We start from the raw sequence: 24,858 nt of genomic DNA on the forward strand, positions 1-24,858 counted from the left end.
TCACCCCGTGATCGGCCGACCCCCGGCGACCCGGTCTGGAGCTGTCCGGCCGCCGGGGGTCCGGCTCGCGCGCGGCCGGTCCCCGCCGACCCGTTCCACCGGCACCACCAGGTCCGCCCGTGCCCGCGTCGGCGCGATCAGGTCCGCGTTGCGCTGGTCGCTGCCGAGCGCCCACGCCACCGCCGCCTCGTGCGCCTTGCCGAACTCCTCGTGCCGGGCGACGAGACGGCGGACCCGCTCGGCCTCCGGCAGCTCGCAGAACCACACCTCGTCCAGGGCCGCCCGCACCCGGCGCCACGGGTCCGCGTCAAGCAGCAGGTAGTTGCCCTCCGTCACCACCAGCCGCACCGACGGCCCCACCGGGATCGCCCCGGCGAGCGGCTGTTCCAGGTCCCGCTCGAACTCCGGCGCGTACACCGTCTCGCCGCTCTCGCCGGACTCCTCCCGCAGCCGCCGCAGCAGCGCCGCGTACCCGCCCGCGTCGAAGGTGTCCGGCGCGCCCTTGCGGTCCAGGCGGCCAAGCCGCCGCAGTTCGACGTCGGCGAGGTGGAAGCCGTCCATCGGCACCCGCGCCGCCCACGGCTCACCCCCGCCGTTCAGCTCCCGCACCAGCCGCTCCGCCAGCGTCGACTTGCCCGCGCCGGGGCCGCCCGCGATGCCGAGCACCGCCCGGCGCCGCCCGGCCCCGGTGAGCGCGCGGGCGCGGGCCAGCAGGGCGTCGAAGGTCAGGGGCGCCGTCCGATCGTCATCATGCACACCGCCGAGTCTCCCAGCCGCGCGTATTCCTACAAGTGCGCATCATGTGGTCCGCATTACCCACTCAACGGCCGCCCGTGGGGAACGGTGTCCCTATGAAGGATCTCGGTCTGCCCGAAGGCATCCTGGCCTGTCTCTTCGACCTGGACGGCGTCGTCACCAGAACGGCGGTCGTGCACGCCGCCGCCTGGAAGGAGACGTTCGACGCGTTCCTGCGGGACCGCGACGGCGAAGACTTCCGGCCGTTCGACGCCCACCACGACTACGACGAGTACGTCGACGGCCGCCCCCGCGCCGACGGCGTCCGCACCTTCCTCGCCTCCCGCGGCATCCACCTGCCCGACGGCACCCCCGACGACCCACCCGACGCGGCCACCGTGCACGGCGTCGGCAACCGCAAGAACGAACTGCTCCTGGAGAAGATCCGCACCGACGGCGTCGAGCCCTACGACAGCACCCTGCGCTACCTCGCCGCCGCCCGCGCCCAGGGCCTGCGCACCGCGATCGTCTCCTCCAGCGCCAACACCCTCGACGTGCTGCGCTCCATCGACGCCGAGCACCTCTTCGACGCCCGCGTCGACGGCGTCACCGCCCGGGAGCGGAACCTGCCGGGCAAGCCACGCCCCGACACCTTCCTCGCCGCCGCCCGCGACCTCGGCGTCACCGCCGCCCAGTCGGCCGTCTTCGAGGACGCGCTCGCCGGGATGGACGCGGGCCGCGCGGGCGGCTTCGGGTACGTCGTCGGCGTCGACCGCGTCGGCCAGTCCGACGCCCTGTACGCGCACGGCGCCGACGTCGTCGTCAGCGACCTCGCGGAGCTGGGAGGCAAGGAGTGATAGCGCAGCGGTCGTACGCCGTCGAGCCGTGGACGGTACGCGAGACCTCCCTCAACCTCGACGTGCTCGCCCAGAGCGAGTCCGTCTTCGCCCTCTCCAACGGCCACGTCGGCTGGCGCGGCAACCTCGACGAGGGCGAACCGCACGGACTGCCGGGCAGCTACCTCAACGGCGTCCACGAGGTGCACCCGCTGCCGTACGCGGAGGCCGGGTACGGCTATCCGGAGTCCGGGCAGACCGTCATCAACGTCACCAACGGCAAGGTGCTGCGGCTCCTCGTCGACGACGAGCCCTTCGACCTGCGCTACGGGCGCCTCGTCAGCCATAAACGCGTCCTCGACCTGCGCCGCGGCGTCCTGGAGCGGACCTGCGAGTGGACCTCACCGGCCGGGACCACGATCCGGGTGCGCTCCACCCGGCTGGTCTCGCTCACCCAGCGGGCCATCGCCGCCGTCGCCTACGAGGTGGAACCCGTGGGCCGCGCGGCCCGGGTGGTCATCCAGTCGGAGCTGGTCGCCAACGAGTCCCTGCCCGCGCCGAAGGACGGCGACCCGCGCCAGGCCAGGGCCCTGAAGTCCCCGCTGGAGCCCGAGGAGGACCACACGGCGGGCCCCCGGCTGCGGCTGGTGCACCGCACCCGGCACAGCGGACTGCGGGTCGCGGTCGCCGCCGACCACGTCGTCACCGGCCCCGACCGCACCACCACCAGCAGCGAGAGCAACGTCGACGTGGCCCGCCTCACCGTCACCTCCGTGCTTGAGCCCGGCCAGCGGCTGCGGGTCGAGAAGATCGTCGCGCACGGCTGGTCCGCCAACCGCTCCCGGCCCGCGATGAGCGACCAGGTCGAGGCGGCGCTCGCGGCGGCGGCGCACAGCGGCTGGCCGGGACTCCTCGCCGAACAGCGGTCCTACCTGGACGACTTCTGGGCCCGCGCGGACGTCGAGGTCGACGGCGACGAGGAGATCCAGCAGGCCGTCCGCTTCGCCCTGTTCCACGTCCTCCAGGCGGGCGCCCGCGCCGAGGGCCGCGCCATCCCCGCCAAGGGACTCACCGGCTCCGGCTACGACGGCCACGCCTTCTGGGACACCGAGACCTTCGTCCTGCCGCTGCTCACCCACATCTCACCGAACTCCGTCGCGGAGGCGCTGCGCTGGCGGCAGTCCACCCTGCCGGCCGCCCGCGAGCGCGCCGCCCAACTCGGGCTGCGCGGCGCCGCGTTCCCCTGGCGGACCATCGAGGGCTCGGAGGGCTCGGCGTACTGGCCCGCGGGCACCGCCGCCTTCCACGTCAACGCCGACATCGCCGACGCGGTGGTCCGCTACGTCACCGCCACCGGCGACACCGCCTTCGAACGGGACACCGGCGTGGAGCTGCTGATCGAGACCGCCCGGCTGTGGCGCTCCCTCGGCCACCACGACCACCAGGGCGTCTTCCACATCAACGGCGTCACCGGACCCGACGAGTACAGCGCCGTCTCCGACGACAACACGTACACCAACCTGATGGCGCGGGCGAACCTGCTGGCCGCCGCCGACGTCGTCGAGCGGTACCCGGAGGAGGCGGCCCGGCTCGGCGCCGACGACGAGGAGAGCGCCGCCTGGCGGGACGCGGCCAAGGCCGTGCACATCCCGTACAACCGCGAACTCGGCGTCCACGAGCAGCACGCGGGCTTCACCCGCTACCAGCGTTGGGACTTCGAGGGCACCGCCGCCGACCAGTACCCGCTGATGCTGCACTTCCCGTACTTCGACCTCTACCGCAAGCAGGTCGTCAAGCAGGCGGACCTGGTCCTCGCCATGTACACCTGCCACAGCTACTTCGACGCGGAGCACGTCGCCCGCAACTTCGCCTACTACGAGCCGCTGACGGTCCGGGACTCCTCCCTGTCGGCGTGCGTCCAGGCCGTCATCGCCGCGCAGGCCGGGCACCTGCGCCTCGCCCACGACTACACGGCCGAGGCCGCGCTGATGGACCTGGAGGACCTGGAGCACAACACCCGCGACGGACTGCACATCGCCTCCCTCGCCGGGACCTGGCTGGCGCTGGTCGCCGGGTTCGGCGGGATGCGCCGCGAGGGCGCCACGCTGGGCTTCGCGCCCCGGCTGCCGGAGCGGTTCAGCCGTCTCGCCTTCACCCTCCAGATGCTCGGCCGCCGACTGCGGGTGGAGATCACCCCCGACAAGGCCACCTACACCCTCCTCAGCGGCGGCCCGCTCACCCTCCACCACCACGGCACCCCGGTGACCGTACGCCCCGACGACCCCGCCGTCCGGGACGTCCCGCCCCCGGTCTACCGCCCGGCCCCCGAGCAGCCCCCGCACCGCGGCCCCGCCGTCCGCTGACCGCCCTGGAGGCGGACCCGGGGGACACCTCGCCCGGCCCCCGCCGGCCGGGGTTTCCCACGGGTCCGCCTCAGGTAGGACTCCCTGTGTCGACCCGACGACGAAGGGGGAGCCACGGATGGCAGGCGACGACGAGACCGGCGGCGGGCGGTTGGGGGCGGAGTTCTTCACCCCCGGCTCCTCGTCGTTCACCGAGTTCCTCGCGGCACACCGGCCCGCGCTGCTGCCCACCCGCAGCCCGCTCCCCGACGGGGTGCGCGCCGAGCCCGGCCGGTTCCCGCACGGCACCACCGTCCTGGCCCTCGCCTACGGCGACGGCGTCCTGATCGCCGGGGACCGCAGGGCCACCATGGGCAACCTGATCGCCCAGCGCGACCTGGAGAAGGTGCACCCCGCCGACGACCACACGGCGGTCGCGTTCGCCGGGAGCGTCGGACTCGCCCTCGACATGGTCAAGCTCTACCAGGTCGAACTGGCGCACTTCGAGAAGATCGAGGGCACCCCGATGACCTTCGGCGCCAAGGCGGCCCGGCTCGCGGGCCTGCTGCGGCAGAACCTCGCCCAGGCCATGCAGGGCCTCGCCGTCGTCCCGCTGCTCGCGGGCTACGACCCCACGGCCCCCGAGGGGCGGCGGGGCCGCATCGTCGCCTACGACGTGGCGGGCGGCGCCTACGAGAAGTCCGCCTTCCACGCCGAGGGCAGCGGATCGCCGTACGCCCGCGGCGCCCTGAAGAAGCTGTACCGGCCCGGCATGGCCCGGCGCGAGGCGGCCCTCGCCGCGCTGCACGCCCTGTACGACGCCGCCGACGACGACTCCGCGACCGGTGGCCCGGACCTCAACCGGCGGATCTTCCCCGTCGTCTCCGTGATCACCGGGGACGGCTTCGAACGGCTGCCGGAGGCGGAGACCGCGCGGCTCAGCCAGGAGATGGCCGACCAGCGCCGCGACCGCCCGGACGGCCCGAGCGCGGCGCCCTGAGCGCTTCCCCCGGACAGCGGAGGTTGGCGGGCACGGAACGGGATACGCGGAGGAGGATCACCGGGACGCGAGGCGACAGGGAGGACTCATGGGCACGAACCCCGAACCGATGGGGGACGACGTGTACCAGCCCACGGGGACCAACGAGGAACAGGAGGACGCCGCTCCCCTGGACCTTGAGGACGCCGTCGACGAACGCGACTACGACGACATCCTGGACGAGGGCTACTCCCCGCCGGAGAAGCCGCTCGGCGTCACCAAGCACGGCACCACCGCCGCCGAGCAGCACGACGGCGAGACCCTCGACGAACGCCTCTCCCAGGAGGTCCCCGACACGGCCGCACCCGCCGGGGACGGCATCGGGGACCTGGCCGACGGGGACGGCGAACCGGTCGACCCCGAGGCGGGCGGCGAGCGCGCCGGACGCCTGGTCGCCCCCGACGAGGGCCTGCGCTCCGACACCACCAAGGAGGAGGTCGCCGAGGACGTCGGCATCGACGGCGGCGCGGCGGGCGCGGAAGAGGCCGCCGTCCACATCACCGACGACGACCTGCCGTAGGCGCCGCGCGAGCGCGGGGGCACCGGCTGACACGGTGCCCCCGCGCTCGGACGTGCGCCTGTCGGCTACGGGAGCAGCTTGTCCAGCGCGGCGGGCCCCTCCGCCGCCAGCTTCCGCTTGGCCCACTCCAGCGTGCGCGGGGTCAGGTCCTTGCCGGACGCGAGCACCACGTCCTCGGGCGACACGTCCGTGCCGGTGCGGGTGTGGAGCAGGGCGTCGGGGGTGGCGCGGTCCTGGGAGGGCTGGGACGCGCCGGACGGTGACGTAGACATGATCTGTGCTCCTCGGTCCGGGTCACTGCTGCTTCGGCCCCGTTGGTGTCATCGGGTCCGATAACTCACCATTCACCTCGTGAGCCCGTGGTGCAATCCCGCGGCCCGGTACGCCGCCCACCGCGACGGGCTCCGGTGCAGGCAGGAGTACCGTTCCCGGGCCGAAAAAAACCACTGGACGGCCAACGGGACTCCCCGTAGCGTCCTCTCCACGCCCCGAGACGACGGAGGGAGGGCAGTGCCATGAGATCCACACCGTTCCCGCGCTCCCTTCCCGTTGCCCCGGCGTGCCGTCTCTGACCGGGAGCGCTCCCCGCCTCCCGGAGGACTCCGTGACCGACCTGGTCATCCGCGCGCTCGACGACAGCGACGCGCCCCTGTTCGACACCCTGCCCGACCCGCTGGGCCAGCGGGACACCCACCGCCGTACCCGCCACCGCCCCGACTGGCGGCGCGTCGTCCTGCGCGACGGCCGGGTCGTCGCCCGCGCCGCCTGGTGGGGCGGGCCCGACGACACCGCGCCGGTCAACGTCAACTGGTTCGACGTGGCCGAAGGGGAGGAGTCGGCGGGCGCGGAGCTGCTGCGCACCGCGCCCTGGCGGGTCGAGCTGGAGCTGACCCTGCCCAGCGGCTGGCGCGACGACCCACGGCAGCGCGCCGCCGCCGAGACCCGCTTCGCCGCCGCCCGCGCCGCCGGGTACGAACTCCTCGTCGAGCGCTACCTGTACCGCTGGACCCCGGAGCACGGCCTGCCCGCCCGGCCCACCCGGCTGCGCCACACCCCCGAACCGGACGACGCGGTCTTCCTCGACGCGCTGCGCCGCATCCACTCCGCCACCCTCGACGCGCACGCCCTGCTCGCCATCGACAAGGGCGGCGTGGACCTGGCCGCCCAGGAGGAACTCGACTTCTTCCACTGGTGCCCGTCCCCCCGCGAGTGGTGGCGTGTCGCCCGCACCCCGCAGGGCGACCCGGTGGGCATCCACATCCCCGCCCACAACCCCTCGGGCCCCTGCATCGGCTTCATCGGCGTCCTCCCGGAACACCGCGGCCACGGCTACGCCTACGACCTGCTCACCGAGTGCGCCCACTTCCTCGTCGACGAGGGCGCGCCCTTCATCGCGGCGGCCACCGACCGCGGCAACGTCCCGATGGCCGCCCACTTCGAGAAGGCCGGATTCCCCATCAGCCGGGAGCGGGTCCACTTCCGTCCCTGACCCGCCCGTCCAGGAGCCGCTCGGCCTCCGCGAGGATCTCCGTCACCCGGAGCGCGAACGCGGCGTCGCACGGGTGCGGGGTGCCGGTGCGGGCGGCGGTGCGCAGGGCGCTCGCCGCCCGCGCCAGGGCGTCCACCGGGGTCTCCGCGGGGGTCGGCAGCTCGGTCACGCCGCTCGTGCCGCGCAGCTCCACGCCCGAGCCCTGGGCGGCGAGCGGCGCGGTCAGGCTCAGGGTGAGGGTGCTGGACGCGCCGCCGTCGTGGTCGAGGACGAGCTGGACGGTGTCCTGCGGCCCGCGGGCCACCGCCGCCACCCGGCGTACGTCCCCGAGCACCGGCAGCAGCACGCTCAGCGCGTGCGGGCCCACGTCCCACAGGGCGCCCTTCTCCCGCCGCCACGGTGACGCGGCGAACGGGCTGTCCGTGGTGAACACCGCGCCCAGCCACTGCGCCCGCGCCGTGAACCAGCCCCCGGCCGCCGCCTGCTCCTCGATCCACGCCTCCGTGGCCCGCTGGAACCGCTTGGTGAAGAACACCACCGAGGCGACCCCGGCCGCCCGTGCCGCCTCCGTCACCGCCCGGCCCCGCGCCACCGTCGGCGCCAGCGGCTTGTCGAGCAGCAGATGGCGTCCCGCCCGCGCCGCCCGGACCGCCAGCTCCGCCTGCACCTCGGGCGGCAGCGCGATCGCCACCGCGTCCACGTCGGCAACCAGCGCGTCCACGTCGTCGTAGGCCCGCACCCCGTACTGGTCGGCCAGTTCCCTCGCGGCGTCCGGGCGCCGCCCCCACACCCCGGCGAACTCCAGCTCGCCGTGTCCGGCCAGGGCCGGGGCGTGCGCCATCCGCGCCCACGGTCCGGTGCCCAGCAGTCCGATACGCATGTCGTCGCCCCTCGCCCCTTGACGTCACTGCCCGGTCGGAGCCGAGCGTCGCACACCCGTGGCCCGCGCCCGCAACCCCCGCCCCCGCACGACACCGGTGATTTCGCCGGTCCCCTCGCCCGGGGCCCGCCCCGACAGTGGCACCGCCAGCCAGAGGCGGCGCCGCCGGACGCGGTCCACGCAACCCTCCACGCCGAGTGGACCGCGTACGGCAGGACGGCCCGCCCCGACCGAGAGGACTCCCCGTCGTGCAGGAGCACCCGCACAGCAGCACCGCCACCAGCGTCACACCCCCCACCGGCACCGGCCGCGCCCGCCGCCGCACGGGCCGACTCGCAGGCGCCGCGGCGGCGATCGCCGCCGTCGTCGGGCTCAGCACCCTCGCCAGCCCCGGCGCGCACGCCGCGGACAACCCCTACGAGCGCGGCCCGGCGCCGACCCAGTCCAGCATCGAGGCGCTGCGCGGCCCGTACGCCGTCTCGCAGACCAGCGTGTCCTCGCTGCTCGTCACCGGCTTCGGCGGCGGCACGATCTACTACCCGACCAGCACCGCGGACGGCACCTTCGGCGCGGTCGTCATCTCACCCGGGTTCACCGCCTACGAGTCCTCCATCGCCTGGCTCGGACCGCGGCTCGCCTCGCAGGGCTTCGTCGTCTTCACCATCGACACCCTCACCACGCTGGACCAGCCCGACTCCCGGGGCCGTCAGCTCCTGTCCGCGCTGGACTACCTCACCGAACGCAGCTCGGTGCGCGGCCGGATCGACAGCACCAGGCTCGGCGTGATGGGCCACTCCATGGGCGGCGGCGGCACGCTGGAGGCCGCCAAGACCCGGCCGTCGCTCCAGGCGGCCATCCCGCTCACCCCGTGGAACACGGACAAGACCTGGCCCGAGGTGCGCACCCCCACCCTGATCATCGGGGCCGACGGCGACACGATCGCCCCGGTGGCCACCCACGCCGAGCCGTTCTACAGCACCCTGCCGTCGTCCCTGGACAAGGCGTACCTGGAGCTGAACGGGGCCACGCACTTCACCCCGAACTCCAACGACACCACGATCGCGAAGTACAGCATTTCGTGGCTGAAGCGGTTCATCGACAACGACACCCGCTACGAGCAGTTCCTGTGCCCGCTGCCGCGGCCCAGCCTGACGATCGAGGAGTACCGGGGCAACTGCCCGCACACCTCCTGACGTCTGGAGGATCTGCCCGCCACGGCGGTCGTGCCCCCGCGCACGGCCGCCGTCGGCGTTGTGCGGGGGCCCGGCGCGGGCGCCGCCCGCCTGGGCAGCGGCACAGACCTGCGCCGCCGACGCCGTACGAAACGGCAGGTGGCGCGGCGGATGGGCGGGGGCGGGGCGCGGACGCCACGCTTCCGGACCCGGTTACTTCTACGTAACCTCCCGGGAATGACCGTAACGACGACCGTGCAAGCGCCCCACCGGCTGTACGGGCGCGGCACCCAGCGCCGGGCGGTGGCCGCGCTGCTGGAGCGGCTGCGGACGGACAGCGCGGTGCTCGTGGTGACCGGCGAGCCGGGTCTCGGCCGTACGGCACTCCTTGACCACGCGGCCCGCACCTTCGACGGCGGCCGGGTCCTCGCCGTCCGCGCCGACCCGGCCCTCGCCCGGACCTCCTGCGCCGCCGTGTACGCCCTGTGCAGGGCCGCGGCGGCCGTGGCGGCGGAGTCGGGCGCCGCGGTCGGGGCGGCGGGGGCGCCCGCCCGGCCGGTGCGCGCGCTCCTCGACGCGCTGGCCTGCGCCGCCGTGGACGCGCCGCTGCTGGTCTGCGTCGACGACGCCCACCGGTGGGACGCCGCCTCCCGCGCCGCCCTCGGCAGCGCCGCCCGGCAACTGCACCGCGCGGGCCGCATCGGCCTGCTCATCGGCGTCGCCGGGCACCGCGCGGCGGAACGGGACCTCGCCGGGCTCCCGGTGACGGGACTGCACCCGCTGGCACCGGCGGACGCCGGGGCGCTGCTGGACGACGTGACCGGCGGGGGCGTGGACCCTGCGGTCCGCGAGGAACTCCTCGACGAGGCCGAGGGCAACCCGGCCCTGCTGCTGGCGCTGATCCGCCGCCTGGGCCCCGCCGAGCTGACCGCGGAGCGCCCGCTGCCCCGCCCCCTCGCCGACGCCGCGACACTGAGCGGTGTCGCGGGGGACGCGCTGCGCGGCCTCACCCCCGCCGCGACCGACCTGCTCCTCACGGCGGCCGCGGCCCTGCGCGAGAGCGACGAGGTCTCGGTCGACGCCGACCTCGTACTGCGCGCGGTACACCACCTCCAGCCCACCGCCTCCACGCCCCGCGACCTGCTGCCAGACGTGGTGGGGCGGGCGGAGGGCGGTCCGCGGTGCGCGGCGTCCGGGCCGTCCGAGGCGCCTGGTCCGGCTGAGGGCGGGCTGCGTTTCGCGGCGTCCGCGCCCCCTGAGCCGCTGTCCGATGCGCTCGGTCCGGCGGACGGTGGTTTGCGGTGCGCCGCGTCCGCGCCCCCCGAGCCGCTTGGCCCGGCTGACGGCGGTTCGTGGTTCGCCGTGCCCGGGGCGCCCGAGTCGTTGCCCGACGCGGTCGGGCTGGCCGATGGCCGGTTCCGGTTCGTGGGGCGGCTGGTGCGGCGGGCCGTGTACGCCGGGGCCCCGCCGGAGCGGCGGCGGGCCGTGCACCGGGCGCTCGCCCGGGTGCTCGCGGCCGACGGGCAGCGGCTCCCGGCGCTGCTGCACCGGGCCTGGGCCACCAGCGGGCCCGCGCCGCTGGTCGCCGCCGAGCTGTCCCGCGCCGCCGCCGACCCCGCCGTCCCGGCGCCCCAGTGGCTGCGCGCCCTCGCCCACGGCCGCGCCGCCCAACTGACCGCGGACGGCGCGCGGCGGGCGGCGAGCTGTACGGCCGCCGCCGAACAGGCGCTGCACGCGGGCCGCCCCCGCTGGGCGCTGCGGCTCCTCGACGACGCCGGGTACGGCACCGCGCCCGCGGCGGTACGCGGCCGGGCCGAGCTGGTCCGGGGCCTCGCGGAACGCTACGACGGCCCGGTCGCCGACGCCCGCGAGTCCCTCCTCTCCGCCGCGGCCCTCCTCACCCCGACCGCCCCGGCCCTCGCCACCACCGCCGCCCTCACCGCCGCCGACGCGGCCTGGGCGGCGGGCGACGCGGGGGCCTGCCTGGAGGCGCTGGACGCGGCGGGGCGGACGCCGGACCTCGCCTCCGAGTACGGCTACGGAATGCGCGCCGTCCTCCAAGGGCGCTTCGACCTCGCCGCCGCCCCCCTGCGGCGCGTCGTCGCGGACACCCCCGTCGACGGCGAACCCGAGGCCCTGCTGCGCCCGGCGGTCGCCGCTCTCCTCCTGGGTGACATGTCCGCGGCGGTTAGGGCGGGCGCCAGGGCGCTCGCGGCGGCCCGCGCCCACGGCAGCGACGCCCTCGTACCCCGCGCCCTGGAGTACCTCGCCTACGCCGAACTGCGCGCCGGACGCCACGCCCTGGCCCGTACCCACGCCGAGGACGGGCTGCGCGCCGCCCAGCGCACCGGGCAACGCAACACCGCCGCCCACCACCACGCCGTACTCGCCCTGGCGGCGTCGATCGAGGGCGAGGGAACCGTCGTCACCCGCCACGTCACCGCCGCCCTCGGCACCGCCCGGCGGCACGGACTGGTCCAGGCCGCCACCCTCGCGCACTGGGCGGCGGCCCGCGCCGACCTCGGCCGGGGCCGCCCGCTGGAGGCCGCCGACCGGCTCGGACCGCTGGTCAGACCCGGCCCCCGGCGCGGCCACTTCGCCGTGTGGATGCTCGCCGTGCCCTGCTTCGTGGAGGCCGCCGCGCTCGCCGGACGCCCCGACGACACCCAGGGCGTCCTCGCCGACCTCGCGGTCTGGGCGTCCCTCGGCGCCGACCCGCAGGCCCCCGCCCAACTCGCCCGCTGCCGCGCCCTGCTCGCCCCGCCCGAGCAGGCCGACGCCCTCTACCAGCGCGCCCTCGACCTGCACGAGCACGCCGTCGGCGACTTCGAACGCGCCCGCACCCAACTGCTGTACGGCAAGTGGCTGCGGCGCCGCCGCCGACTGCGCGAGGCCCGCGACCGGCTCGGCGCCGCCCTCGCCGGGTTCGACCACTGCGGCGCCGGGGTCTGGGCCGAACAGACCCGGCAGGAACTGCGCGCCAACGGCGCCGCGCCCAGCGGAACCGGCGGCGGGGCGCTGTCCCGGCTCACCCCGCAGCAGTGGCGTATCGCACAGTGCGTCGCCGAGGGCGCCACCAACCGGGAGGTCGCCCGCACCCTCTCCGTGAGCACCCGCACCGTCGACTACCACCTGCGCAACGTCTTCGCCGTACTGGGCGTACGGTCCCGGGTCGAGCTGGCCCGGCTGGTGGAACAGTCCGAAAAGACCGGTGCACAACCCTAGGGACCGACCGGACGGTATGCCATCCTTCGGGGCAGCAAGAGTCAGATGCCGGCCGCCGCCACGGGCCACCCGGCCGACCGGGAACCGGTCGGAGGCCCGACGCGACCGCACCGCCTGGCAACCGCCCCTGGGGGAGGACCGCGATGCAGCAAGCACTACGGCCACGAACGGCGACCCGCCTTCGGCCGACCGCCGTACCGCCACCGCGCGCCGGGCGTCCCGTCCGGTCACTGATCGACGCCGACGCCATCCGCGTCCTGCACCGCGCCGCCCGCGTGCTGCAGGACGGACTGCCCGACCTCACCGACCGGCTGGTGGCCGTCCTCCAGGAGGAGGAGGCGTGCTACCGGTCCGCCATGGAGACCGAACCCGTCGCCACCTGGCAGGAGGTGCACCGCTCGCTGGGGCACAGCATCGCCTCCCTGCTCGACCCGCGCGGCGCCCGGGACGGCGCCCGCCGCTGCACCTGGAAGATCGGCGCCCGCCGCGCCGAGCAGGGCATCCCGCTCGACGCCCTGCTGCACGCCTTCCGGCTCGGCGGCTCCCTGGTCTGGCAGGGCCTGGTCGAGGAGACCTCCCGCACCGCGCCCGAGGACATCCGGCTGCTGGTGCACGTGGCGTCCGACGTGTGGAACTTCGTCGACGAGCACTGCACCCTCGTCGCCGAGTCCTACCGGCAGGTCGAACGGCAGCTCGCCTGGCGCCGCGAGAACCGGGTACGGGTCCTCGCCGCCGCCCTGCTCGACGGCACCAGCCGCATCGCGGACCTGCCCGAGGCCGCCGAGGTGCTCGACCTGCCCGAGAGCGGACGGTACGTCGTCGTCGCCATCGCGGGTGGCCACCCCGCGCAGTGCGCCGACGCCCGCGCCGCCGCCGTACCGCCGGGGCTGCCCGTGCACTGGCACTCCGGCGCCGACGCGGACTACGGCATCGTCCTGGTCGGCGACGGCGACCTGCCCGAGCCGGTGATCGAGCCGACCGGGCCGACCGCGGGCGTGCGGATCGGCATCGGCGGGGTCGTGGAGGGGCTGGCCGCAGTGGGCGACGCCCGCCGCCTGGCCGACACGGCGCTGACCATCTGCCCCCCGGAGGGCGGCGCGGTCCGCCTCGCCGACCACCTGCCCGCCGCGCTGATCGTCACCTCACCCGAACTGGGCGCCGCCCTCTCGCACCGCGTGCTCGGCCCGCTCGCCCAGCTCGACCCCGCCGACCGCGAGGTCCTCCTGGACACCCTCGCCGCCTGGCTCGCCTGCGACGGCTCCGCCCAGCGGGCCGCCCGCCGCCTGTACTGCCACCGCAACACCGTCCTCAACCGGCTGCGCCGCTTCGAGCAGCTCACCCACCGCTCCCTGGCCCGCCCCGCCGACCTCGCGGAGATCACGCTGGCGCTGACCGCGAGACGGCTGCTGCGGCCGTCCTGAGTCAGGGAGTGAGGGGCACGCCCAGCCGCCCGGCCACGGCGGTGAGGGTGTCGCCCAGCGGGAGCGCGACCCGGGTGCGGGCGTAACGGTCGCCCCGGGTCGGGTCCCGATTCACGATCAGCACCGGCTTCCCGGCCTCGGCCGCCTGCCGGACGAACCGCAGTCCCGACATCACGGTGAGGGAGGAACCCAGCACCAGCAGCGAGCTGGCCGCCCGGACCAGCTCACGGCAGTGCTCCACCCGCCGCGGCGGCACGTTCTCCCCGAAGAACACCACGTCCGGCTTGAGGACGCCCCCGCACACCGCGCACGGCACCACCCGGAAGTCCGCCACCTGCTCGTCGGTGAGGTCGGCGTCGCCGTCCGGGTTGAGGCCCGCCGCCACCGGCGCGAAGCCCGCGTTGGCCTGCCGCAGCCGCCGCGCCAGCTCGCGGCGCGGACTGAAGGCGCCGCAGGACAGGCAGACGACCCGGTCCAGGCTCCCGTGGAGTTCGACGACGCCCTCGCTGCCCGCGGCCTGGTGCAGACCGTCGACGTTCTGGGTGATCACACCCGCCAGCAGCCCATGCCGCCCGAACGACGCCACCGCCCGGTGCCCGGCGTTGGGCAGGGCACGCCCGAAGGTCCGCCAGCCGAGGTGACTGCGTGCCCAGTACCGGCGCCGGGCCCGCGCGCTGGCGGTGAACTCCTGGAACGTCATCGGCGTGTGCCGGTTCAGGCTCCCGCCCACGCCCCGGTAGTCCGGGATGCCCGACTCGGTGGAGATCCCCGCCCCGCTGAGCACCAGCACCCCGCCCGCCGCCAGCACGTCGGCGACCGGGCCCGGGTCGGCCGTGCCCGGCGGCAGGTCCTCGGGCGGGGTCCAGCTCAGGGTGGGGCGGGTACGCATGACATTCAGGGTACGGTCGCGCGGTCAGCGCCGGGCCGGACCGGGAAAGCCCGGTCAGCGCCGGGCCGGACCGGGAAAGCCCGGTCAGCTCCGGGCCGGACCGGGAACGCGCGCGCGGACCAGACCGTCGCCCTCCTCCGGCCTGGCCAGCCGGGCGACCAGCTCCCGGAAGCGCTCCTGACCCAGCAGCGCGTCGCAATCGCCCGCCCGCTCCGTCGCCCCGCCCCGGTCGATCGCCAGCCAGCGCAGCAGGAACGCCGGGAGGTCCCCCGGCGCCCCGCACTCCTCCCGCGCGGCCCGGCGCAGCCGGGGGAGCTGTTCGAGGACGCCCTCCAGGTAGTCCAGCGCCAGCTCCGTGACGCCGTGCCGCTCGTACATCCGCAGGACCCGCCCGGCGTGCGCGGCGTCGTCCACGCCGAGGTGGCGGGTGAGCGTGTGCCGGATGTCCGCCGCGTCCTCCTCGGACACCGGCCCGAGCAGCCCCTTCGCCTTGTGCACCGCCAGGCAGAGCTGGATGGTCGGCTCACCGGTGCGCACGTCCTCGCCGGTGTCCGCGTCCACCAGGTCGTCGATCACGCAGGCCGCGGTGGTGGCGCCCGCGAGGTACTCCGTGAAGGCGCCCCCGTCGGGGATGCCGTCGCCGTAGCAGGCCAGCAGTCGGCCCAGGGCCACCATGAAGTCCACCCAGTCCGTCGCCCGGCTGAACGTCACGGACTCGTAGGCGTCCAGCGTCAGGTCGTCCAGCGGCACCGGCCGGGGCGCCGCCCCGTCCGCCCCGTCCGCGCCCGGCGCACCTCCGTCGCGCCGCAGGTCCAGCACCGCGTGGTAGGCGAAGTAGTGCGCGATGTGGCCGATCTGCCGTACCGCCCGGTCGTACATCTGACGCTTGAGCGGGTGGTGGTCCGGCACCACCCAGCGCAGCACGTTCAGCGCCTGCACCGCCATGATCAGATGGTCGTTGGCGAACGAGCGCGGATGGCGCAGGTGCCACGCCGGACGCCCGTTGCGGGTGCCCGAGCCGTCCAGCCAGTCGTCCGTGACGAGCGTCATCGAGGTCAGCAGGTCCGCCGCCGCGGCCACCGCGTACACCAGCCGCATGTGCGCCGGGCCCTGCCGCTCCGGCGGGGTGGTCCGCCGGTACACGTGGATCACCAGGGCCGCCGCGTAGTGGTGGTGCCAGGACGCCGACAACGCCGCGCGCCCCACGTGCTCCGCCCACGCCTGGTGGTGCCGCAGCGCCAGCGGCGAGTCGTTGTACCCGAACAACGGCATCCCGGCCAGCCGTTCCAGCACCTCCCGGTACGGCCCGTCCACCTCCCGCCGCAGCGCCGCCAGGTCCAGCGCCCCGTACAGCCGGAACCGGTCCGCCGCCAGGTGCTCCACCGGCAGCTCCAGCCGCCGCAGGTCGGAGCCGTCCGGCAGGGTGCCGAAGGCGTCGGCGAAGGCGCGCGCCCGCCGGTTCCCCGGGTCGTAGCAGGGCGCGAACCGCCGCCCGTCGAAGCCGAACAGCGTGCGCGGGTCCTGTCGAGGCAAGGGTCTTCTCTTCCTGTCGGTGCCGAACGCGCGCACCGGGCGTGCGAGGGGAGCGCGGGCCGCGGCGGAGGCCCCGCGCGCGTCGCCGTGCCCAACGCGGACCATCACGGGGAGGTCACGCAGGCCACCGGCGTGCGCCGGGCCCCTGGGCACCCGCACAAGTCGGCCCCACCCGGGTTGGGAAGGCGCAGCGTCAGCGCGGCGAAGCCTGTACCGGCGCGCGGCGCGCGTGCTGTCGTGAGCGGCACCTTCCCACCACAGCCCGTGCCCGCCCGGGCACGGACCCGAGGAGCCGTGATGCCCGAAGCACCACCGGACGGCGAGCCCGCGCTGCACGTCGAGGACCTCGACGTGGCCTACGGCCGTGCCCTGTCCGCCCTGCGTTCCGTGTCCCTGACCGTCCCACCGGGCGGCGTCGTCGCCCTGCTCGGCGCCAACGGCGCGGGCAAGACGACGCTGCTGCGCGCGGTCTCGGGCACGCTGCGACTGCATCGCGGCGCCGTCACGGCGGGCAGGATCCGCTACGGCGACACCGTCCTCGACGGCCAGGACCCCGTCACCGCCGTCCGCTCCGGAGTCGTCCAGGTACCCGAGGGGCGGCGGGTGTTCGCCGGGCTCAGCGTCGAGGAGAACCTGCGCGCGGGCGCCCTCGGCCTCGGCCGCCGCGGCGCCCACCAGGCGAAGGGCGCCCGCGACCGGGTCTTCGCGCTCTTCCCGCGGCTCGCGGAGCGCACCCAGCAGGCCGCCGGTCTGCTCTCCGGCGGCGAGCAGCAGATGCTCGCCATCGGCCGCGCCCTGATGGCCGCCCCCCGGCTGCTGCTGCTCGACGAGCCCTCCCTCGGCCTCGCCCCGCGCATGGTGCACCGGATCGCCGAGGTGATCCGCGAGATCAACGCCCAGGGCACCGCCGTCCTCCTCGTCGAACAGAACGCCGGAATGGCGCTGTCCCTCGCGGACCACGCCTACGTCCTCGACGTCGGTGAGGTCGGCCTCGCCGGACCCGCCGACGAACTCGCCCGCACCGACGCGGTGCGCCGCCTCTACCTGGGCGAGGCCGCCACCGAAGGTCAGGGGGCCGCGTGACCACCCGCACCACCGCACCTCCGCTCCCGCTGGAAGTCAGCGGCGTCACCGTCCGGTTCGCCGGTCTGACCGCCCTCGACGACGTCTCCTTCACCGTCGCCCCGGGCTCCGTGCACGCCGTCATCGGACCCAACGGGGCGGGCAAGTCCACCTGCTTCAACGTCCTGTCGGGCCTGTACCGGCCCGCGAGCGGCACGGTCCGCCTCGGTGCGACCGAGCTGACCCGGCTCGCCCCGCACAAGATCGCCGCGCTCGGCGTCGCCCGCACCTTCCAGAACATCGTCACCACCCAGGGCACCGTCGCCGACAACCTCATGCTCGGCCGCCACGCCCTGTCCCACGCGGGCTTCGCCGCCAGCGCCCTGCGCCTGCCGCAGGCCCGCCGCGAACAGCGCGAGCACCTCGCCCGCGCCCGCGAACTCGCCCACCTCACCGGCCTGGCCGACCACTTCGACGCCCCCGTCGCCGCGCTCTCCTACGGCGACCGCAAGCGCGTCGAGTTCGCCCGCGCCCTCTGCCTGGAACCACGCGTGCTGCTCCTCGACGAACCGGTCGCCGGCATGAACGCCGCCGAACGCGCCCGCACCGCCGAGGTCATCCGCGCCGTACGAGAGGAACTCGGACTCTCCGTGCTGCTCGTCGAACACGACATGGGCCTGGTCATGCGCCTCGCCGACGAGGTCACCGTCCTCGACTTCGGCAAGGCCATCGCCCACGGCACCCCCGAAGAGGTCCAACGCGACCCCGAGGTGCTGCGCGCCTACCTCGGCACCGAAGCGGACGGCGCCACCGACGGCGGGGAGGACGCCGCATGACCACCTTCGTCGACAACGTCCTCAACGGCCTCGCCCTCGGCTCGGTCTACGCCCTGGTCGCCCTCGGCTTCGTGATCATCTTCAAGGCGTCCGGCGTCCTGAACTTCGCCCACGGCTCGCTGCTGCTGCTCGGCGGCTACCTCACCGCCGTACTCCACGACGACCTCGGCTTCGCCGGGGCGCTCGCCCTGGCCGTCCTGGCCACCGCGACCGTCGCCGGGCTCCTGGACCGGTACGTGCTCCAGCGCACCGGCGGCCAGGACGCGCACGCCGCGCACGTGCAGACCATCGTCACCATCGGCATCGACATCGTCCTCGTCACCGACCTGGCCCGGCGCATCGGCGGCGACCTGCTGAGCACCGGGGACCCCTGGGGCGACTCCGTCACCACCGTCGGATCGTTCACGGTGGCGGACAGCCGGATCGCCGCGATCGTCGTCTCCGCGCTGGTCATCGCCGGGGTCTTCGCCCTCTTCCGGTACAGCACCTGGGGCCTGTCGCTGCGCGCGGCGGCCGAGGACGTGGAGGCGGCGGCGCTGATGGGCGTACCGCTCACCCGGGTGCGCACCCTCGCCTGGTGCCTCGCGGGCGGCCTCGCCGCGCTCGCCGCCGTGTTCCTGGTCGCCTTCCCGGCGCCCGGTCTGGAACGCACCACCGGGCAGATCGCGCTCAAGGCGTTCCCGGCCGCGATCCTCGGCGGCCTCGCCTCCCCGCCCGGCGCCCTCGCGGGCAGCCTGCTGATCGGCCTGACCGAGGCGCTCGTCGCGGGCTACCAGTCCGACCTGCACGTCCTCGGCGAGGGCTTCGGCGACGTCGCCCCGTACGCGGTGATGGTGCTGGTCCTCCTGGTCCGGCCCACCGGACTGTTCGGCGCGAAGGGAGCGGCACGTGTCTGACCTCGCCAAGTGGGCCCGCTGGGCGCTGCCCGTGGCGCTGATGTGCGCCCTGCCCTTCTACCTGGAGGCGTTCTGGCTGCGCATCGGCCTGTTCGCCATGGCGGCGGCCATCGGCGCGGTCGGCCTGAGCCTGCTCTCCGGCACCGCGGGCCAACTCTCCCTCGGCCACGCCTTCTTCCTCGCCGTCGGCGCCTACGGCTACGCCTGGTTCGCCGGTGACCCGGGCCTCGGCCTGCCACCGGTGCTCGCCCTGGTCCTCGCGGTGCTGCTCGCCGGGGCGGCGGGCGGCCTGTTCAGCCCCGTCGCGGGCCGGGTGCGCGGCATCTACCTCGGGGTGGCCACCCTCGCCCTGGTCTTCCTCGGCCACCACGTCCTGCTCACCGCGGACTCCGTCACCGGCGGCTTCAACGGCCGCTCGGTGCCCCCGCTGACCGTCGGCGGCTTCAGCTTCGGCGACGACACCGACCTCACCGTCCTCGGCGTGCCGTTCGGCACCGAGGAACGCCTGTGGTACCTCGGCCTGCTGCTCTTCGCCGTCACCTGCCTCACCGCCCGCGGCGTCCTCAGGGGCCGCCCCGGACGCGCCCTGGTGGCGCTGCGCGACAGCGAGACCGCGGCGTCCGTGATGGGCGTCAACGTGGCCCGCTACCGCTCGGCGGCGTTCGTCGTCTCCTCGATGTACGCGGGCCTGGCGGGCGCGCTGCTCGCCCTCGCCTTCCGCCGCGTCGTCCCGGACTACTTCGGCCTCGCCCTCTCCGTGGACTACCTCGCCATGATCGTCATCGGCGGCCTCGGCTCCGTCGCCGGGGCGGTGGCGGGCGCGGCGTTCGTCACCGCGCTGCCGCTGCTGATGACCCGCTACGCCGACCACCTGCCGCTGGTCACGGCACCCGGCACCGGTGAGGGCGGCGTCGGCCCCACCGAGGCCGCCCGCTACCTCTACGGCGCCGCCATCGTCGTCGTCCTGCTCTACGCGCCGGACGGCCTGCACGGACTGACCCGCCGGGTGCGGGCCCGCGTGCGCGGCGGACGCCGCCCCGAACAGCCCCAGGAACCGACTCCGACCACTCCGTCCGCACCACCCGCCTCAGCCGCACGAGCCAAGGAGCACACCCCGTGAACGTCAAGCCCCGCAGGCACCGCACCACCTCCAGAATCGTCCTCGCCTCGGCCGTGTCGGCGCTCCTGCTCGCGGGCACCGCGTGTAGCTCCAAGGCGGACGAGGACAAGACCACCAGTGGCGCCGACGGCGTGAAGGGCGGCCCCGGCGTCACCGAGAAGACCATCACCCTCGGCGCGCTCACCGACCTCACCGGTCCCTACGCCACCCTCGGCAAGTCCATCGTGCAGGCCCAGCAGATGTGGGCCGACGAGATCAACGCCGAGGGCGGCATCTGCGACCGCAAGATCAAGATCGTGGTCGAGGACCACGGCTACGACGTCCAGAAGGCGGTCACCGCCTACGCCGACATCTCCCCGGACGTCGTGGCGCTGCCGCAGGTCATCGGCTCCCCGGTGGTCGCCGCGCTGCTCGACGACATCGAGAGCGACCACCTGCTGACCTTCCCGCAGGCATGGGCGGCCTCCCTGCTCGGCAAGGACGCCGTCCAGGTCCTCGGCACCACCTACGACGTCGACATGATCGCCGGCGTCGACTTCCTCACCCGCACCGCCAAGCTGAAGAAGGGCGACGCGATCGGCCACGTCTACTTCGAGGGCGACTACGGCGCCAACGCCCTGGAGGGCTCCACCTGGGCCGCCGAGCAGGCGGGCATGAAGATCGTCGACCAGAAGATCAAGGCCACCGACACCGACCTGTCCGCGCAGGTCTCCGCGCTGCGCAAGGCGGGCGTCAAGGCCATCCTGATCAGCGCGGGCCCGGCGCAGACGGCGTCCCTCGCGGGCGTCGCGGCCTCCCGCGGCCTCCAGGTCCCGATCGTCACCAGCGCCCCCGGCTACGCCCCGCAGTTGATGAAGACGCCCGCGGCCAAGGCCCTGGAGGCCATGGTCCACATCGTCAGCGCCGCGCCCGCCGTCAGCTCCAACCTGCCGGGCGTGAAGAACATGGTCGGCGCGTACCAGAAGAAGTACCCCGGTTCCCCGGTCGACTCCGGCGTGCTCTCCGGCTACAACGCGGCGAAGCTGATCGGCGAGGACCTGGAGAACGCCTGCGAGAGCGGCAGCCTCGCCCGCGAGGACGTGGTCAAGGCCCACCGCGCCCAGACCAAGGCCGACACCGGCCTCGGCACCCCGCAGAACTTCTCCGACGTCAACAGCCCGGCGAGCCTGTCCACCTACATCCTCAAGCCCGACGCGAAGTCGGTCGGCGCCGTCATCGGCGTCGAGGACGCCCACGAGGCCCCCGGGGTGGCGGAGTACCTGAAGGGCAAGGGCGCCTGACGCCCCCTCCCCGGCGACCGCGAGCCCCAGAACCGACTGCCGCCCGGAGTTGTTTCCCGGCCGGGCGGCAGTCTTGGCGTGGGTCAGGCGCGGCGCCCCGCCCGGGCCGCTTCGTCGCCGTAGGCCAGGCTCCTCACCCGATCTCCGCCTGCCGGGCGAGGAACTCCTCGTACGCCGCCCGCTGCCGCGGGTCCATGAACCCCTGACGGGCGTCGCGGGCCTTCTCCTCAAGCCACCGCGCCTCAGCGGGACCCAACAGCTCGGCCACCACCACGCCGTCACGCGCCACCGCCGTGCGCCCTCCCACCCGACGCCGATAGAGCGTGAACGGGCCGACCTCCACCGGCCGGGCCAACTCCGCTGCCACCGCCTCCCGCTCGCCCGGGTACGCAGCGGGCGCCCAGTGCTCCCAGAGCGCCAACGTCACCGCGGGCACCAGCACCGCCCGTTCCGCCTCTTCCCGCCCCTCCCACACGAACGTGACGGTGACGGGCCCACCCACAGCCTCGGCCAGCCCGAGCACCCGCTCCATCTCGTCGTCGGCACCCGGACAGTCCACCACCACATCAACCACGAGCCCCATGCCACCCGAGGCTACTGACCCGTCCGAACTGGCAGTATGCGCCCATGCCCGACTACACGATCCCCACAGCGGACGGCGACGACTGGCCGCCCCTGCCCGTCGGTCCTGCCGCTGCGCTCCAGCCGACGTCCCTGCCTTGCGAGGTGCTTGAGGAGGACGGCGATCTCGCGTTCCGCGTCGGTGGCGCGACCGTCTCCGCGTCCTGGGAGTTGGCCGGTACCTGGTACGTCACCGTCGAAGACGCGGCCTCGTCGGCGGCGGCCGACGCGCTGGTGGCCGAGATGGCCAGCCGACTCGGTGAGGCGGCGGGGAAGCGGGCCGTGCACCACCGGATCAGTGACTAGCGCCGCAAAAAAAGGGGGGCACTGACCGCGTCGTTCGCCACGCTGTCGGGCGGTCGGTGTCGCGTCGGGCGTTTCCTTCGGATCATTCGAGTCGTTGGCCTGAATGTGCCTTTGCCGACCCCTGTCCGCCCCGACTTCCGAGGGCAGGCGAACGGAGTGCCCTGTGCGAATGACCGACCTCCAGCGTTGCGAGATCCGGCCCGGACGGCTCGTGGAGTGGACGCTGCATCCCGCGACCGTAGAGACGGCGACCGGCCTGGGGGAGGACGTCAGGCCACCCGCGTACGTACAGGAGTCGCACCTGCGTACGGCGCGGTCGGTGCGGGAGGACGGGCTGTTCGTGCCCACCTGGCTGGGGGCCGCGTTCGACATCCCCGGCGACGTCGACCTCGACGTGCTGCACGGCGCCCTGCGCGCCTGGACGCTGCGGCACGAGACGCTGCGCAGCGGGTTCCGCTGGGTCGGTGACGACATGCGCCGGTTCACGCTGGCTCCGGACGCGGTCCGGTTGCACCGCGAGGACCGCGGCGACTTCACCGACGCGGCGACGCTGAGCCGGTACCTCCAGGACCGCTTCGACGTCGCCGCGGACGCCCTCGGCTGGCCGAACTTCATCTACACGGCCGTCGTCCGGGAGGGCAGCGCGAGCGTGTACATGGCCTTCGACCACAGCAACGTCGACGCGTACTCCCTGCACCGCATCCCCGCCGAGATCCACGAGCTGTACGCGGCCGGAAGCGCGGGACGGACCCCGCCCGCCGCCCCGGCCGCCAGCTACATCGACTTCTGCGCCAGCGAACGCACCGACGCCGACCGGATCGACGCCACGCACACGGTCGTCGCCCGCTGGCGGGAGTTCGTCGCCCGGTGCGGCGGGACGCTGCCCAACTTCCCCGTCGACCTGGGGCTCGACGCCCACGAGGGGCCGCTGCCGCCGCAGAAGCTCATGCACGAGATGCTCGTCGACGAGAAGGACGCCGCCGCCTTCGAGACCTACTGCCGCCCCCACGGCGGCACCCTGGTCGGCATCCTCGCGGCCACCGCGCTCATCGTCCACGAGCTGACCGGACAGCCGGTGTACCGCACCGTCGTACCGTTCCACACCAGGATGAAGTCCCGCTGGTCGGACTCGGTCGGCTGGTACGTGGGCGGCGCCCCGATCGAGATCCCCGTCGCCCAGGCCGACGGCTTCGACAGCGCCGTCCGCATGGTCCGCTCCGCGCTGCGCGCCAGCCGCCCGCTCGCCCAGCTCCCCATCGCCCGCGTGCTGCGCCTGCTCGGCTCCGACTTCCGCCCCACCTCACCTGACCTGTACTCGATCGTCTCCTACGTGGACGCCCGCGCCACCGTCGGCTCCGAGCGGTGGCGCGAGCTGAACGCCTACGGCCTCATCCGGGTGTCGTACGGCGACCAGGTGTGCGTCTGGGTCACCCGGCTGCACGAGGGCCTCCAGTTCGCCAGCCGCTACCCCAGCACCGACCCCGCCTACCGCACCATGCGGCGGTACGTCGAGCTGCTGCGCGCACACATCCTGTCGGCCGCGCGTGCGGGCATTCAGCTCCCCCGCTGCTGAATCCGTTCACCTTCCTCTATTGGACCTCCGGCGCGCGGGCCGTCACGCTGGATCATGTCCGGCGCCGTACCCACCGGCCCGCCGGACGCCAGGTTCCGCGCGACAGTCGAAAGAGGTCACGAGCAGATGCACACTCGCCGTATCGGTGCCGTCGACGTCAGTGCGATCGGGCTGGGCGCCATGCCCATGTCGATCGAGGGGCGTCCGGACGAGGCCCGCTCCCTCGCCGCCGTCCACGCCGCCCTGGACGCGGGCGTCACCCTCATCGACACCGCCGACGCCTACCACCGCGACGCCGACGAGGTCGGCCACAACGAGACGCTCATCGCCAAGGCCCTCGCCGAGCACGAGCGCGGCGCCGACGTCCTCGTCGCCACCAAGGGCGGCCACCTGCGGCCCGGCGACGGGAGCTGGACCCTCGACGGCAGCCCCCGGCACCTCAAGGCGGCCTGCGAGGCGTCGCTGCGGCGGCTCGGCGTGGAGGCCATCGGGCTGTACCAGTTCCACCGGCCCGACCCCCGGGTGCCGTACGAGGAGTCCATCGGCGCCCTGCGCGACCTGCTCGACGAGGGCAAGATCCAGATGGCGGGGATCTCCAACGCCGACCCGGAGCGCATCAAGCTGGCCAACGACATCCTCGGCGGGCGGCTGGTCTCCGTGCAGAACCAGTTCTCGCCCGCCTTCCGCTCCAGCGAGCCGGAGCTGCGGCTCTGCGACGAACTCGGCATCGCCTTCCTGCCGTGGAGCCCGCTCGGCGGGATCTCCCGCGCCGGTGAACTGGGCTCCGTACACGCCCCGTTCGCCCGGATCGCCGAGGCGCACGGGGTGAGCCCGCAGCGCGTCTGCCTGGCCTGGATGCTCGCCAAGTCCCCCGTCGTCATCCCCATCCCCGGCGCCAGCAGGCCCGAGACCATCCGCGACTCGGTGGCGGCCACGGACCTCGTCCTCACCCCGGCCGAACTCGCGGAGCTGGACGCGGCCTGACCCCGTAGCGGTCGTCGTCGCCATGGACTGGCATCGGCCAACATCGCCTCCCTAGGATGTAATCCCTGTCACACCAGTCGAGTTGGCGCTCGGCGCAAC

Annotated in this window: 22 protein-coding genes; 16 read left to right on the plus strand and 6 right to left on the minus strand. The window is 74.6% G+C overall.

Features of this window, described 5'->3' with window-relative positions:
- On the minus strand, window positions 1-756 hold the full coding sequence (locus ACFQZ6_RS32595; protein ID WP_381616585.1) for a nucleoside/nucleotide kinase family protein: 756 nt from the start codon (window positions 754-756) through the stop codon (window positions 1-3).
- Window positions 757-851: 95 nt separating this feature from the next.
- Here ACFQZ6_RS32595 and ACFQZ6_RS32600 point away from each other — a divergent pair, with 95 nt between their 5' ends.
- The 4 genes from ACFQZ6_RS32600 (at window position 852) to ACFQZ6_RS32615 (ending at window position 5,472) form a co-directional block, all read left to right on the plus strand.
- Window positions 852-1,592: a beta-phosphoglucomutase family hydrolase gene (locus tag ACFQZ6_RS32600; protein ID WP_381616588.1), complete on the plus strand. Its 741-nt coding sequence runs from the start codon at window positions 852-854 to the stop codon at window positions 1,590-1,592.
- Window positions 1,589-3,934, plus strand: coding sequence for a glycoside hydrolase family 65 protein (locus tag ACFQZ6_RS32605; RefSeq protein ID WP_381616591.1), 2,346 nt, complete (start codon window positions 1,589-1,591; stop codon window positions 3,932-3,934). The genes ACFQZ6_RS32600 and ACFQZ6_RS32605 overlap by 4 nt, the downstream gene beginning before the upstream one ends.
- 118 nt (window positions 3,935-4,052) lie before the next feature.
- Window positions 4,053-4,913: a proteasome subunit beta gene (prcB, locus tag ACFQZ6_RS32610; protein WP_381616594.1), complete on the plus strand. Its 861-nt coding sequence runs from the start codon at window positions 4,053-4,055 to the stop codon at window positions 4,911-4,913.
- A gap of 88 nt (window positions 4,914-5,001) precedes the next feature.
- Window positions 5,002-5,472: a DUF5709 domain-containing protein gene (locus ACFQZ6_RS32615; protein ID WP_381616597.1), complete on the plus strand. Its 471-nt coding sequence runs from the start codon at window positions 5,002-5,004 to the stop codon at window positions 5,470-5,472.
- 65 nt (window positions 5,473-5,537) lie between these two features.
- On the opposite strand, the gene ACFQZ6_RS32620 is transcribed toward ACFQZ6_RS32615, so the two are convergent.
- Window positions 5,538-5,744: a hypothetical protein gene (locus ACFQZ6_RS32620; RefSeq protein ID WP_381616600.1), complete on the minus strand. Its 207-nt coding sequence runs from the start codon at window positions 5,742-5,744 to the stop codon at window positions 5,538-5,540.
- Between the two features lie 332 nt (window positions 5,745-6,076).
- Here ACFQZ6_RS32620 and ACFQZ6_RS32625 point away from each other — a divergent pair, with 332 nt between their 5' ends.
- On the plus strand, window positions 6,077-6,961 hold the full coding sequence (locus ACFQZ6_RS32625; protein ID WP_381616602.1) for a GNAT family N-acetyltransferase: 885 nt from the start codon (window positions 6,077-6,079) through the stop codon (window positions 6,959-6,961).
- On the opposite strand, the gene ACFQZ6_RS32630 is transcribed toward ACFQZ6_RS32625, so the two are convergent.
- Entirely contained in the window at window positions 6,930-7,841 is a 912-nt protein-coding gene (locus ACFQZ6_RS32630; RefSeq protein WP_381616605.1) for a Gfo/Idh/MocA family protein, read from the minus strand. The genes ACFQZ6_RS32625 and ACFQZ6_RS32630 overlap by 32 nt on opposite strands.
- Window positions 7,842-8,089: 248 nt before the next feature.
- Between ACFQZ6_RS32630 and bdeA the strand changes: the two genes are divergently transcribed.
- The 3 genes from bdeA (at window position 8,090) to ACFQZ6_RS32645 (ending at window position 13,659) form a co-directional block, all read left to right on the plus strand.
- Window positions 8,090-9,034 carry a bis(hydroxyethyl) terephthalate hydrolase gene (gene bdeA / locus ACFQZ6_RS32635; protein WP_381616608.1) on the plus strand — a complete coding sequence of 315 codons (945 nt, stop codon included), beginning with the start codon at window positions 8,090-8,092 and terminating at the stop codon, window positions 9,032-9,034.
- 216 nt (window positions 9,035-9,250) lie between these two features.
- Entirely contained in the window at window positions 9,251-12,238 is a 2,988-nt protein-coding gene (locus ACFQZ6_RS32640; protein ID WP_381616611.1) for a helix-turn-helix transcriptional regulator, read from the plus strand.
- 143 nt (window positions 12,239-12,381) lie between these two features.
- A complete protein-coding gene (locus ACFQZ6_RS32645) occupies window positions 12,382-13,659 on the plus strand; it encodes a PucR family transcriptional regulator (protein WP_381616614.1) in 1,278 nt (425 codons plus the stop codon).
- 1 nt (window position 13,660) lies between these two features.
- Here the strand turns inward: ACFQZ6_RS32645 and ACFQZ6_RS32650 are convergent, their stop codons facing one another.
- Both ACFQZ6_RS32650 and ACFQZ6_RS32655 read right to left on the minus strand, forming a co-directional pair.
- Entirely contained in the window at window positions 13,661-14,548 is an 888-nt protein-coding gene (locus tag ACFQZ6_RS32650; RefSeq protein ID WP_381616617.1) for an NAD-dependent protein deacetylase, read from the minus strand.
- 84 nt (window positions 14,549-14,632) lie between these two features.
- A complete protein-coding gene (locus ACFQZ6_RS32655) occupies window positions 14,633-16,081 on the minus strand; it encodes a polyprenyl synthetase family protein (protein ID WP_381616620.1) in 1,449 nt (482 codons plus the stop codon).
- 297 nt (window positions 16,082-16,378) lie between these two features.
- On the opposite strand from ACFQZ6_RS32655, the gene ACFQZ6_RS32660 reads away from it, so the two are divergent.
- The 5 genes from ACFQZ6_RS32660 to ACFQZ6_RS32680 are packed head-to-tail and all read left to right on the plus strand — an operon-like array spanning window position 16,379 to window position 21,275.
- On the plus strand, window positions 16,379-17,164 hold the full coding sequence (locus ACFQZ6_RS32660; RefSeq protein ID WP_381616623.1) for an ABC transporter ATP-binding protein: 786 nt from the start codon (window positions 16,379-16,381) through the stop codon (window positions 17,162-17,164).
- On the plus strand, window positions 17,161-17,979 hold the full coding sequence (locus tag ACFQZ6_RS32665) for an ABC transporter ATP-binding protein (RefSeq protein WP_381616625.1): 819 nt from the start codon (window positions 17,161-17,163) through the stop codon (window positions 17,977-17,979). Before ACFQZ6_RS32660 ends, ACFQZ6_RS32665 begins: the two co-directional genes overlap by 4 nt.
- Window positions 17,976-18,875, plus strand: a complete 900-nt coding sequence (locus ACFQZ6_RS32670) for a branched-chain amino acid ABC transporter permease (protein ID WP_381616627.1) — start codon at window positions 17,976-17,978, stop codon at window positions 18,873-18,875. The genes ACFQZ6_RS32665 and ACFQZ6_RS32670 overlap by 4 nt, the downstream gene beginning before the upstream one ends.
- 40 nt (window positions 18,876-18,915) lie before the next feature.
- Window positions 18,916-19,995 (plus strand): branched-chain amino acid ABC transporter permease, encoded by a 1,080-nt coding sequence (locus tag ACFQZ6_RS32675; protein ID WP_381618836.1) that lies wholly within the window; start codon window positions 18,916-18,918, stop codon window positions 19,993-19,995.
- Window positions 19,992-21,275 (plus strand): ABC transporter substrate-binding protein, encoded by a 1,284-nt coding sequence (locus ACFQZ6_RS32680; protein WP_381616630.1) that lies wholly within the window; start codon window positions 19,992-19,994, stop codon window positions 21,273-21,275. The genes ACFQZ6_RS32675 and ACFQZ6_RS32680 overlap by 4 nt, the downstream gene beginning before the upstream one ends.
- A gap of 133 nt (window positions 21,276-21,408) precedes the next feature.
- On the opposite strand, the gene ACFQZ6_RS32685 is transcribed toward ACFQZ6_RS32680, so the two are convergent.
- Window positions 21,409-21,858: a hypothetical protein gene (locus ACFQZ6_RS32685; RefSeq protein WP_381616633.1), complete on the minus strand. Its 450-nt coding sequence runs from the start codon at window positions 21,856-21,858 to the stop codon at window positions 21,409-21,411.
- Between the two features lie 44 nt (window positions 21,859-21,902).
- Here ACFQZ6_RS32685 and ACFQZ6_RS32690 point away from each other — a divergent pair, with 44 nt between their 5' ends.
- From ACFQZ6_RS32690 to ACFQZ6_RS32700, 3 genes are all read left to right on the plus strand, one after another.
- The gene (locus ACFQZ6_RS32690) at window positions 21,903-22,202 is read left to right on the plus strand and encodes a hypothetical protein (protein WP_381616636.1); all 300 of its coding nucleotides are present in this window, start codon (window positions 21,903-21,905) and stop codon (window positions 22,200-22,202) included.
- A 169-nt stretch (window positions 22,203-22,371) separates the two neighbouring features.
- Window positions 22,372-23,775 (plus strand): condensation domain-containing protein, encoded by a 1,404-nt coding sequence (locus tag ACFQZ6_RS32695; RefSeq protein WP_381616639.1) that lies wholly within the window; start codon window positions 22,372-22,374, stop codon window positions 23,773-23,775.
- A 126-nt stretch (window positions 23,776-23,901) separates the two neighbouring features.
- On the plus strand, window positions 23,902-24,759 hold the full coding sequence (locus ACFQZ6_RS32700) for an aldo/keto reductase (RefSeq protein WP_381616642.1): 858 nt from the start codon (window positions 23,902-23,904) through the stop codon (window positions 24,757-24,759).
- Window positions 24,760-24,858 lie beyond the last annotated feature (99 nt).

The sequence above is a fragment of the Streptomyces flavalbus genome, from assembly GCF_042674625.1.
Classification (GTDB): domain Bacteria; phylum Actinomycetota; class Actinomycetes; order Streptomycetales; family Streptomycetaceae; genus Streptomyces; species Streptomyces flavalbus.

What these genes read in the sequence shown, in the direction of transcription:
- ACFQZ6_RS32600 (WP_381616588.1), top strand. Translation starts at nt 852, where the DNA reads ATGAAGGATCTCGGTCTGCCCGAAGGCATCCTGGCCTGTCTCTTCGAC.
- prcB (WP_381616594.1), top strand. Translation starts at nt 4,053, where the DNA reads ATGGCAGGCGACGACGAGACCGGCGGCGGGCGGTTGGGGGCGGAGTTC.
- ACFQZ6_RS32615 (WP_381616597.1), top strand. Translation starts at nt 5,002, where the DNA reads ATGGGCACGAACCCCGAACCGATGGGGGACGACGTGTACCAGCCCACG.
- ACFQZ6_RS32620 (WP_381616600.1), bottom strand. Translation starts at nt 5,744, where the DNA reads ATGTCTACGTCACCGTCCGGCGCGTCCCAGCCCTCCCAGGACCGCGCC.
- ACFQZ6_RS32630 (WP_381616605.1), bottom strand. Translation starts at nt 7,841, where the DNA reads ATGCGTATCGGACTGCTGGGCACCGGACCGTGGGCGCGGATGGCGCAC.
- ACFQZ6_RS32640 (WP_381616611.1), top strand. Translation starts at nt 9,251, where the DNA reads ATGACCGTAACGACGACCGTGCAAGCGCCCCACCGGCTGTACGGGCGC.
- ACFQZ6_RS32645 (WP_381616614.1), top strand. Translation starts at nt 12,382, where the DNA reads ATGCAGCAAGCACTACGGCCACGAACGGCGACCCGCCTTCGGCCGACC.
- ACFQZ6_RS32650 (WP_381616617.1), bottom strand. Translation starts at nt 14,548, where the DNA reads ATGCGTACCCGCCCCACCCTGAGCTGGACCCCGCCCGAGGACCTGCCG.
- ACFQZ6_RS32660 (WP_381616623.1), top strand. Translation starts at nt 16,379, where the DNA reads ATGCCCGAAGCACCACCGGACGGCGAGCCCGCGCTGCACGTCGAGGAC.
- ACFQZ6_RS32670 (WP_381616627.1), top strand. Translation starts at nt 17,976, where the DNA reads ATGACCACCTTCGTCGACAACGTCCTCAACGGCCTCGCCCTCGGCTCG.
- ACFQZ6_RS32675 (WP_381618836.1), top strand. Translation starts at nt 18,916, where the DNA reads ATGTGCGCCCTGCCCTTCTACCTGGAGGCGTTCTGGCTGCGCATCGGC.
- ACFQZ6_RS32685 (WP_381616633.1), bottom strand. Translation starts at nt 21,858, where the DNA reads ATGGGGCTCGTGGTTGATGTGGTGGTGGACTGTCCGGGTGCCGACGAC.
- ACFQZ6_RS32690 (WP_381616636.1), top strand. Translation starts at nt 21,903, where the DNA reads ATGCCCGACTACACGATCCCCACAGCGGACGGCGACGACTGGCCGCCC.
- ACFQZ6_RS32695 (WP_381616639.1), top strand. Translation starts at nt 22,372, where the DNA reads ATGACCGACCTCCAGCGTTGCGAGATCCGGCCCGGACGGCTCGTGGAG.
- ACFQZ6_RS32700 (WP_381616642.1), top strand. Translation starts at nt 23,902, where the DNA reads ATGCACACTCGCCGTATCGGTGCCGTCGACGTCAGTGCGATCGGGCTG.